At 43.7% G+C, this 9,864-nt stretch carries 10 protein-coding genes; 8 read left to right on the top strand and 2 right to left on the bottom strand.

Going from position 1 to position 9,864, the window contains the following annotated elements:
• Nucleotides 1-199 precede the first annotated feature (199 nt).
• The 5 genes from tgt (at nucleotide 200) to WAO38_RS09850 (ending at nucleotide 5,633) form a co-directional block, all read left to right on the top strand.
• Nucleotides 200-1,321 (top strand): tRNA guanosine(34) transglycosylase Tgt, encoded by a 1,122-nt coding sequence (gene tgt, locus WAO38_RS09870; protein WP_422236663.1) that lies wholly within the window; start codon nucleotides 200-202, stop codon nucleotides 1,319-1,321.
• 1 nt (nucleotide 1,322) lies between these two features.
• A complete protein-coding gene (locus tag WAO38_RS09865) occupies nucleotides 1,323-2,105 on the top strand; it encodes a pyridoxine 5'-phosphate synthase (protein WP_422236667.1) in 783 nt (260 codons plus the stop codon).
• Nucleotides 2,093-3,031 carry a 4-hydroxythreonine-4-phosphate dehydrogenase gene (pdxA, locus tag WAO38_RS09860; protein WP_422236661.1) on the top strand — a complete coding sequence of 313 codons (939 nt, stop codon included), beginning with the start codon at nucleotides 2,093-2,095 and terminating at the stop codon, nucleotides 3,029-3,031. The genes WAO38_RS09865 and pdxA overlap by 13 nt, the downstream gene beginning before the upstream one ends.
• Entirely contained in the window at nucleotides 3,024-4,097 is a 1,074-nt protein-coding gene (locus WAO38_RS09855; protein ID WP_422236659.1) for a PilZ domain-containing protein, read from the top strand. Before pdxA ends, WAO38_RS09855 begins: the two co-directional genes overlap by 8 nt.
• Nucleotides 4,098-4,169: 72 nt before the next feature.
• A complete protein-coding gene (locus tag WAO38_RS09850) occupies nucleotides 4,170-5,633 on the top strand; it encodes a hypothetical protein (protein WP_422236657.1) in 1,464 nt (487 codons plus the stop codon).
• A gap of 2 nt (nucleotides 5,634-5,635) precedes the next feature.
• On the opposite strand, the gene nspC is transcribed toward WAO38_RS09850, so the two are convergent.
• A complete protein-coding gene (nspC, locus tag WAO38_RS09845) occupies nucleotides 5,636-6,781 on the bottom strand; it encodes a carboxynorspermidine decarboxylase (protein ID WP_422236655.1) in 1,146 nt (381 codons plus the stop codon).
• A 120-nt stretch (nucleotides 6,782-6,901) separates the two neighbouring features.
• On the opposite strand from nspC, the gene amrA reads away from it, so the two are divergent.
• The 3 genes from amrA (at nucleotide 6,902) to WAO38_RS09830 (ending at nucleotide 8,831) form a co-directional block, all read left to right on the top strand.
• Nucleotides 6,902-7,450, top strand: a complete 549-nt coding sequence (gene amrA, locus WAO38_RS09840; protein ID WP_422236653.1) for an AmmeMemoRadiSam system protein A — start codon at nucleotides 6,902-6,904, stop codon at nucleotides 7,448-7,450.
• Between the two features lies 1 nt (nucleotide 7,451).
• Nucleotides 7,452-8,252, top strand: coding sequence for an AmmeMemoRadiSam system protein B (gene amrB, locus WAO38_RS09835; protein ID WP_422236651.1), 801 nt, complete (start codon nucleotides 7,452-7,454; stop codon nucleotides 8,250-8,252).
• 81 nt (nucleotides 8,253-8,333) lie between these two features.
• Entirely contained in the window at nucleotides 8,334-8,831 is a 498-nt protein-coding gene (locus WAO38_RS09830; protein ID WP_422236649.1) for a rubrerythrin family protein, read from the top strand.
• A 50-nt stretch (nucleotides 8,832-8,881) separates the two neighbouring features.
• On the opposite strand, the gene WAO38_RS09825 is transcribed toward WAO38_RS09830, so the two are convergent.
• The coding region (locus WAO38_RS09825) for a saccharopine dehydrogenase family protein (RefSeq protein WP_422236647.1) at nucleotides 8,882-9,864 on the bottom strand (983 nt) is incomplete at its 5' end.

Here is a 9,864-nt window from a genome sequence, read left to right as displayed (position 1 = left end):
ATGCTCATTCATAATCCTATTATATTAATTTAAAACGCCGCAGAAAAAGATCCTTACGACTACACTAACGCTGTGTTCTCTTCAGCAGAGAGCTCACCTACGTAAACATGCTATATCTTGATTAATTGTAATTATAGCGAAACGGGTTGGCCAAACGGCCCGTAATGCGATAAAATAACGAAAAAACTTAAGGTCATTTATGCAATTTAACGTCGAAGCCACATGCGGGAATGCCAGAGCATGTACTATTACTACCGCGCACTCTACCATCCAAACCCCGATATTTATGCCGGTAGGGACAGTAGGCTCGGTCAAAGCCCTCGATATGGCTGACATGACGGAAATATTGGATACTCAGATCATCCTCGCCAATACATATCATATGTACCTCCGCCCCGGAGATGAAACCGTCGCACGTTTCGGCGGATTACACGACTTTACGACCTATCCGAATAGCTTTTTGACCGATAGCGGCGGATTTCAGGCATTCAGTCTCAGTGATATTTCCAAACCGACGGCATCTGGGATAGAATTCCGATCCCATATCGACGGGTCAAAACATTTTTTTACCCCTGAAAAAGTGATTGATATTCAAAATAATTTAAACAGCGATATTATGATGATTCTCGACGATCTCGTTGCCCTCCCCGCTACGCAGGAACGGATTAAAACCTCGATTCAAAGAACTACGCAATGGGCTCAGCAATCCATCGACTACCACCGGAACAACCAGACCAAAGGGATCGGTATTAACCAAAACATTTTCGCGATCATTCAAGGGGGAACCGATCTGAATTTCCGTACCCAATCCGCTGAAGAACTGTGCGCGATGGATTATGATGGATTTGCGATCGGCGGTCTCTCGGTAGGCGAATCGAACAATCTTATGTATGATACGGTAGAACATACAACACCGTTGATGCCCAAAGACAAGCCGCGCTATTTGATGGGGGTAGGAACACCTGAAGACATAGTTGAGAATATTGAACGCGGAGTCGATATGTTCGACTGTGTCATGCCGACACGCAATGCCCGAAACGGAACTCTGTTTACGACGTTCGGGAAAGTGAATATCAAAGGTGCCACTTTCAAATACGACGCGCAGCCGATCGATCCGGAATGTAACTGTTATACTTGCCGACGTTACAGCCGTGCTTACCTTCACCACTTGTTCCGTTCCAAAGAACTGACCTATTTTCGGCTTGCGTCTCTCCATAATCTCCATTATTACCTGTGGCTGGTACGCCAAGCACGTGAAGCGATTCTAGCGGGTAAATTCATTGAATTTAAAAAGGATTTTTATGCACGTCGTCAAAACTAAAATTACTCTAGGGGTCAATATAGACCATATTGCCGTCCTCAGAGAGGCTCGTAAAATCAATGATCCGGATCCGCTTATGGCTCTGGCCATCTGTGCCCAAAGCGGAGCAGATCAGATCACGATTCATCTGCGCGAGGACCGTCGACATATTCATGACGAAGATGCACGCCGTATCATCTCGGCATCGCCTCTTCCTGTCAATCTCGAGTGTGCAATAGAACCGTCCATCATTGATATCGTAGGCAGCTTACGCCCCCACCGGGCAACGCTTGTGCCGGAAAAACGCCAAGAGGTAACAACGGAGGGCGGCTTGGATGTCGTCGGAAATTTCGAATTAATATCAAATGCTATTAATAAACTCAAAGAACACGAAATCGAAATCTCTCTCTTTATTGATCCGACACGGGATGCCATTGAAGCGAGTGAACGTCTCGGTGCGCAATGGGTGGAACTTCATACAGGAAGCTATGCCAACCTCTATGCAATGCGCCACAGCGCTCTGCCGCATTCTCACCATGCGATTGACTCATTGAAACTTTCTCGCCATGAATTGGACAATAAGATTGAGCAAGCTTATGGCGAACTGGTCGATGCGGCAAATTATGCACGTTCACTGGGGCTCAAAGTAGCCGCAGGACATGGATTGAATTATCAAAATGTTTCTGCCATCGCCCAAATCGACACGATTGAAGAACTTAATATCGGTCAAAGCATCATTGCCCGTTCCGTTTTTACCGGATTGGCCACTGCCGTAATGGATATGAAAATACTATGTCAGCGCTAAAAACCGTTGCAATCAGTGTCGGAGACCTTAACGGTGTAGGGTTTGAAATTATTCTCAAGGCACATGAACGGATAAAACATCTGTGCAAACCTCTTTATTGTATAAACTATACAATGGCACATCAAGCGGCATCGCTTCTGCATACACAGTTTCCCAATGATTTTCATATGGTCAAAGTTAACGGTGAGTTCACCATCACTCCGGGTGAAGTATCTGCACAAAGCGGCCGCTATGCGTATGATTCATTTACCACCGCAGCCGATCTGGCACGATCTAAAAGTGTCGATGCCATCGTAACTTTACCCATACATAAAGAAGCCTGGATGATGGCGGGGATTCAATATGTCGGACATACCGATGCGCTGCGTGATATGTTCCAAAGTGACGCGATTATGATGCTGGGATGTGATAAGCTTTATGTAGCCCTCTATACAGAACATATACCGCTGCGAGAAGTCGTATCCCATATTCAAACCGATAAACTGAGCGCTTTTCTGCTTCAGCTGCATCATACCACGGACCATGAGCCGATTGCAGTTTTAGGGCTGAATCCTCATGCCGGCGATCATGGCGTTCTAGGAAATGAAGAGCGTTTTATCGAAGCGGCGATCGAAGCCGCAAACAGTAAGATCGGCAGAGACGTTTTTGTCGGGCCGATAGTTCCGGATATCGCTTTTACTCCCCGTTTTCGCCAAAATTATTCAATGATTGCGGCCATGTATCATGATCAAGGTTTGGCTCCGCTCAAAGCTCTCTATTTTGATGAGAGTATTAATGTCTCTTTAGGGCTTCCGATTATTCGAACATCCGTCGATCATGGGACTGCATTTGACATCGCATATCAGGGGAAAGCATCCGTTCAAAGTTATCTCAATGCCGTCAATGCCGCAATCTCTTTTCAACTCAAGGGGAAAATGGATGTCTAAAAATAGTTTTTTAGCCGTCTTTCACTCTCTTGAAAATCCGAATTTCGATACACAGGCTTTCCGTCTTATTTTTGTTAAAGCAGCATGGAAAGCCTATACGGGCATAGTCAAGCAATCCATCTCCCAAAGCGATTTTCAAAATCTGCTCAATCCTCTTTTTATCTCTCTCTTTGTGGAAAAGGATGCGGAAATCGAAAATAACATACACGCTATCCGTGATCTTTTTCGTGATCCGGAGGAGATCGAACTATTTTTTTCCGATACCTTTTATATTGTCTTAAATCATTATATCAAATCATTTTACGGCACGATCGGTGGTTGGGATAAGATTATCGCCCTGACGTCTGCAATCGAAAATTTTATTGCGCATGTTGCTAAACGGTTCGGTGATGAGTCCTTTTTTATTTTCGAAGATGCCCTTATCAATGCGCTTGAATTACTGCGTCAACGCTCAGAAACTATTACCGTACTGAATACCTACTACGGAGTACCGATCCAATATCCGGCTCAAATACTCCACACGGATAAGCAAAGTGTCATTATCCGAGTTCATCCGCTTCAGGAAACCGCCGCTATTTTGCAAAACGGTATTTATCTTCTCAAAAACGATCATATCATCCATGACGTTTATGCCTCGGTTATTCCTATGATACTGAATGGAGAGCGTGTTTTAAAATTAAGCCGCTTTGACCAGCTCGAAACATCACTCTTTCATCGCCAAAGCATTCGGGTACAGCCGCAGGAACCTTATCTTTTTACCATTGTCCATTCATCAATCACCTTGCGTGCTCAGGTTTATGATATTTCGATCGGAGGAATTGCCGTTACCAGTCAACATCCGTATTCACTTTCCCTTCTAAATGAGGTAAGATTAGTGTTTCCATCCGAAATAATGCCTCAATCTTGTGATATGGAAGGTCGTCTGGTATACAAGTCTGGCTATGAAGGCGGATATAAATACCATTTTAAAATTTTTCCGACACTTCAGCAGGAAGTAGATTTAAGTAAATACATTGCTCGTAGAGAACAAGAGATCATTAAAAAACTGCGGGATGAAATTGTCTAATATTGGTTATTATCGCAACCCGTGTAATAAGGAAATAGTATTAATCCACAAATAATTTCGGATATTGTCATATTGCTTGATGAAATATTGCCAAAAAATCTGTATGCTCTCGATTTTACGATGTCGCATTACTCCGAATTACTCTCCAAACTTTCCGTGGCTAAAAATGAAGACCTGTTTAACGATAAAAAAGGGGCGATCCACAAAGCACTGGTCAATTATTTCATTCAAACATATCAGAAGATAGATCTATCGGTCAGTTTTAAATCTTTTACGCTAAAAAAACATTTTATCGATCCTTCGCGACCAGAATCGTTTGACCGGATGGCACATCAAAACGCTTCCATCATTCTGGATGTACTTAAAAGAAAAGAGGAGTTTCTGCCGCTCCCCTATTTGGTCTCCATCCCCACAGAAATTCGTAATCAGATCATGGAAAATTTCATCAAGAAAAATGAAAACATGGAGACGGCACGATCGATCACCCGGCAGCAGATCGATTCAATTTTTTCCCTCGATGAGCGCGATATCACCTTTTTTATCCAAGGAAAAATATCAATCCGTTACTATACTCCGCCTCAAAAATTTCCGGCAGGTATAGATAAACGTTTCGCAGGTGCCTCGGTCGAAGTGATGGAAGAGATGTATCAACATTATTTTCCGGAGGGGGCGTGGAGTTATATTGAGCCTATTTTGGGTGAAGTCATCTCTGATAAACTCAATTTTTCGGTTATCGATAACAGTACTTTTACCAAAACCTTTATTCCTGTTTTTCGTTCAATGCTTGAAATTCTTTTACTGGATATTGTCACGGAAGAAGATCGTGAAAAGATTGAAGGGCAAACCGGATTTATTTTACGCCAATATTTTCACGAAATTCTTTTGTATACTGCTAAAAATCTTTTGGAATTTATTGAAAATCGCGATAAAAATGCCGAAACTTTTGTCAAGTATTTTGCCGATGAAATCATAATCGATGCGAATGGCAATAAAATACAAAAACATGCCATTACCGACAGACAGCAGCAAAAATGGAATTTCAGTTCCGTACTCTCCGTAATGATGCAGTACAAACAGTCCAAGATCCGAATCGCGTCTCAAAAAGAAGCAATTCTTGCAGCGCAAGAGCGGGTCAGCGAATGTCAAGCCGATATTGCACTTGAAAAAAAGCATAAGCACGATACGAGTGAAAAAATTGACGAGCTAGAGACTATGATTTCCGAAAATGATAGAAAAGTCATTGAACTCTCGAGACGTATCAAAGAAAAAAGAGATGAGAGCAGCTCTGCGAAGTCGGATCTGACTAAAGCGAATGAATTGCATGAAGATCTCATCAAAATGAAAAAAAATCATGATGCCCAACTTGATATGGTCAAAAACCGAATTTCCAATAAAATGAGCGAACTGGCGCAACGGCACAAAAAACTCGAGTATGAAAAAACATCCCTCAAAAATATCCTTGAGCAATCGGCTTCAATACATGAGATGTACGAATTGATTGCGGAAGCTATTTCTCTCGTTCTGGCTAAGCGCTAAACTTACGACAAACGATCACGATAATCCGCATATCCGAATTCATGTACAATTTTGAGGTTGCCCTCTTTGGTCCAAATGGCGAGTGAAGGAAGTTTGATTCCATTGAAGGTCGTATTTTTAACAAACGTATAATGGATCTGATCTTCAAAAATGATTTTATCTCCGACAGCCAAAGGCTCATCGAAAGAATAATCTCCCATAATATCCCCGGCGAGACAGGTATTGCCCCCTAAGCGATAGGTATAGGCTTTCTCACCTGCTTCTCCTGCACCGCGGATAGCAGCGCGATAGGGCATCGCGAGCGTATCGGGCATATGGGCCTCTGCTGAAGTATCCAAGATCGCAATGTCCATTCCGTTATGGACGATATCCAGTACCGATGCGACCAGCGGTCCCGTTTGCCATCCGATGGCTTCACCGGGTTCCAGATAGACTGTAATATCATTGTGGCGGGCTTTAAATGCCCGTATAACCTCAATAAGACGGTCAACATCATAATCAACACGGGTGATATGATGCCCTCCCCCGAAATTAACATATTTAAGACCGTCGATATAACTGCCGAATTTTGCTTCGAACGCTTCCAGGACACCTTCCAGCGCATCAACATTTTGCTCGCATAATGCATGAAAATTCAGCCCGTCAAGTTTCGAAACGATTGCAGGATCAAAATTAGCCGCCGTTGTCCCCAAACGGCTGTAGAGTCCGCATGGATTATACAAATCAACCGGAGAAGAAGAATATTCCGGATTGACACGCAAAGAGACTGCAATCGTCGGATTGATCGTTTTGACACGATCGTAATAACGATGGAACTGTGCCGGTGAATTGAACACGATATCATCACTGATACGGGCAATTTCATCAATATCTTCATCCTTAAAGGCGGGAGAATAGGTATGAACTTCTTTGTTCATCTTTTCGCGTGCCAATAAAGCTTCATGCAGCCCGCTTGCCGTACAACCGTGAAGATATTTTCCTACCAAGTCAAACGTAGACCACATTGCAAACCCTTTGAGCGCCAAAATGACTTTCGCTCCTGATTCACGCTGTACACGCTCCATGATCTGTAAATTTTTCTCCAAAAGAGCCTCTTCACAAATATAGCACGGTGTCCGGGTGAGTTGGGAGAGATCAATTGCGCTCATAGAGTTTCCTAAAAGGGAGTTATAATGGTGTGATTGTAGCATAGAGTTATTTCCACCTAATCTTTTAAGTGCTAAAATCGTTAGAAGTTTGGCAAATATCTACACGCGAAGGAGGTTTCAATGGACTCTTCTTTTTATCTCACGATTGCCCGAAATGCAATTACGGCTCATTTGCAGGGAAAAGCAATCGATAAAAATCAATTGCTCTCTCTTCATCCTGAATTGGCACAGCCGCGTGCCACTTTTGTAACCTTGACGATTCACGGAAGATTGCGCGGCTGCATCGGGTCGATCATTGCGCATCGGAGTCTGATCGATGATCTGGTCTCTAATGCCGAGTCAGCAGCATTCCATGACCCGAGGTTTCCCCCGCTTAGCGAATCCGAGCTGAGTGATCTGCGCATTGAGATTTCCTTTCTTACCCATCCGGAAGCGATAAACTACGATGATGCGGAAGAACTCTCTCGGATCATCCGTCCGAATATCGATGGAGTCATTTTGCGTTTGGGAAATTATCAGGCAACTTTTTTGCCCCAAGTATGGGAAGAACTGGATGATTTCGACACCTTTTTTACCCATTTAGGTCTTAAGGCGGGAATCGGAAACGATCCCCTCTCCTATCACCCTGAAATTTATACCTATCAGGTTGAAAAAATCAAGGAGGATTAACATGAGCCGTCGAACTATGAGTGTTGCGGGAAGTTTTTACCCTGCAAATCCAGATGAAATTTACGAAATGATTCATCATTTCAATAAGATATTAGAAGAGCATCCAGAAGCGCTAAAACGTTTTAATTCTCTATCTGGAAATGCGGTTATCGTCCCTCATGCAGGCTGGATCTATTCAGGTTTTACCGCAAACATCGCTTTTAGGGTTCTTACCCATACCCACCCCAAAACCATTGTCGTTTTCGGACCGTCGCACCGTGTCGGTTTCGAGGGGGTCAGTATTGCTGATATGGAGACCTATCAAACCCCGCTTGGAGATTTGGAGATCAATCGAAGTCTCGTTCATGAGTTAATGCATCTCTTTAAAATCCCTTCTTTTCCGGAAGCCCATCACGAACACAGCACCGAAGTGCAGATGCCGTTTATCAAACACTATTGTCCGGATGTAAAAGTGGTTGAGCTGGTCTATGCCTATGCCAAACCTTCCTTGATTGAGCCGATTATTGATTATTGCCTGGCGCAAAACGATACGTCTGTCGTCATCAGTACGGATTTAAGCCATTATTATTCGTTGGATCAGGCAAATAGCCTTGATGCAATCTGTTTGGAAGCCATTGAACATGAGAGTACGTCTGAATTGCATCAAGGCTGCGAAGCGTGCGGTATGATCGGCGTGGAAGCAATGCTCAACAGTGCAAAGAAAAAAGGATTGAAAAGTGTCATTCTTGATTATCGGACAAGCGCCGATGCGAGCGGCGATACGGAGCGTGTTGTCGGCTATGCGAGTGCACTTTTTCAATAGTATTAGCCATAACAGAAATGAAAAGTCGGACTGTTCAATAATAAAGAGTAAGATAGGAACATTTTAAATCAAAGGAACCTTATGCCAACGACAGAAGAAAATCTCAAATATGCCTTCAGCGGCGAAAGCCAAGCATATCAAAAATATCTTGCATTCGGAGACAAAGCGAGCAAAGACGGTTTCCCGAACATTGCCAAGCTTTTTAAGACAACGGCTGAAGCCGAACGTATTCATGCAAGCGGTCATTTAAAAGCTATGGATGCCGTAGGTTCGACTCTGGAGAACTTAAAAGCAGCGATCAGCGGTGAGACGCATGAATTCAATGACATGTATCCGCCGATGTATGAACAGGCCGTTGCAGAAAATCATAAAGCCAAAAAGATGTTCGGTTATGCATTGGAAGTAGAAAAAATCCATGCCGAGCTTTATCAAAAAGCTTTGGAAGCGATTGAATCGGGTAAAGACTTGGATGAGGTCAATATCTATTTATGTCCGATATGCGGGCATATCGAGTTAGGAACACCACCGGAGAAATGTCCTGTTTGCGGCGTAAGCGCTGCCGCATACGTACAGCTTTAATCCCTCCGCTTTTTTGGGTTTCCCGCCAAGCGGGAATCAAAGAAAAAAGGTTAGACGTCCATTTCCATGACATGCCAAGGAAGCCCTTGGGTGTTCATTTCATCCATAAACGGATCTGGATCCATTTGTTCCATATTGAACACGCCTTGACCGCTCCAGATACCCTGAACCATCAATTTTGCACCGATAACTGCAGGGACACCCGTGGTATACGAAACACCCTGGGATTTGACTTCGGCATAGCACTCTTCGTGATCTTTGATCTGATAGATATAAATTTTGCGTTTCTTGCCGTCTTTAATACCTTCGGCTACGATTCCGATATTGGTTTTTCCTTTTGTACGTGGTCCCAATGATGCAGGATCCGGGAGCAAGGTTTTCAAGAATTCCATCGGAACGATTTTCATCCCTTGGTGCTCAACCGGCTCAATACCGAGCATCCCGACATTCTCCAAACATTTCATGTGGGTCAGGTAGCTTTGGCCGAATGTCATGAAAAAACGGATTCGTTTAAGGCCGTGGATGTGTTTGACCAAGGATTCCATCTCTTCATGGTAGAGCAAATAGCTGTCTTTCGGCCCTACTTCAGGATAGTCCCATACCTGCATGATCTCCATCGGTTCAGTTTCGATCCATTTGCCGTTTTCCCAGTAGCGCCCTTTGGCACTCACTTCACGCAAGTTGATCTCAGGGTTGAAGTTGGTCGCAAAAGGGTATCCGTGATCGCCCGCATTACAGTCTAAAATATCAATGGTATGGATCTCGTCAAAATAGTGTTTTTGCGCATAGGCACAGAAAACATTGGTGGCACCCGGATCAAACCCGCTTCCGAGAAGTCCCATGATTCCGGCTTCTTTAAACGCGGCATCGCGTTCCCATTGGAGTTTGTATTCAAATTTCGCTTCGTCGGGATGCTCATAGTTTGCCGTATCAAGATAAGGCGTCTTGGTCGCTATACACGCATCCATGATCGTAAGGTCTTGATACGGAAGGGCAACATTGATCAAAATATCAGGTGTATATTTATGGATAA

The sequence above is a fragment of the Sulfuricurvum sp. genome (genome assembly GCF_049277495.1).
GTDB lineage: Bacteria > Campylobacterota > Campylobacteria > Campylobacterales > Sulfurimonadaceae > Sulfuricurvum.
The sequence above is the reverse complement of the archived record's forward strand: the minus strand, read 5'-3'. Positions and strand labels throughout refer to the sequence as shown.

Excerpts from the sequence above, each read along its gene's own strand:
- tgt (WP_422236663.1), top strand. The coding sequence starts at position 200 with ATGCAATTTAACGTCGAAGCCACATGCGGGAATGCCAGAGCATGTACT.
- pdxA (WP_422236661.1), top strand. The coding sequence starts at position 2,093 with ATGTCAGCGCTAAAAACCGTTGCAATCAGTGTCGGAGACCTTAACGGT.
- WAO38_RS09855 (WP_422236659.1), top strand. The coding sequence starts at position 3,024 with ATGTCTAAAAATAGTTTTTTAGCCGTCTTTCACTCTCTTGAAAATCCG.
- nspC (WP_422236655.1), bottom strand. The coding sequence starts at position 6,781 with ATGAGCGCAATTGATCTCTCCCAACTCACCCGGACACCGTGCTATATT.
- amrA (WP_422236653.1), top strand. The coding sequence starts at position 6,902 with ATGGACTCTTCTTTTTATCTCACGATTGCCCGAAATGCAATTACGGCT.
- amrB (WP_422236651.1), top strand. The coding sequence starts at position 7,452 with ATGAGCCGTCGAACTATGAGTGTTGCGGGAAGTTTTTACCCTGCAAAT.
- WAO38_RS09830 (WP_422236649.1), top strand. The coding sequence starts at position 8,334 with ATGCCAACGACAGAAGAAAATCTCAAATATGCCTTCAGCGGCGAAAGC.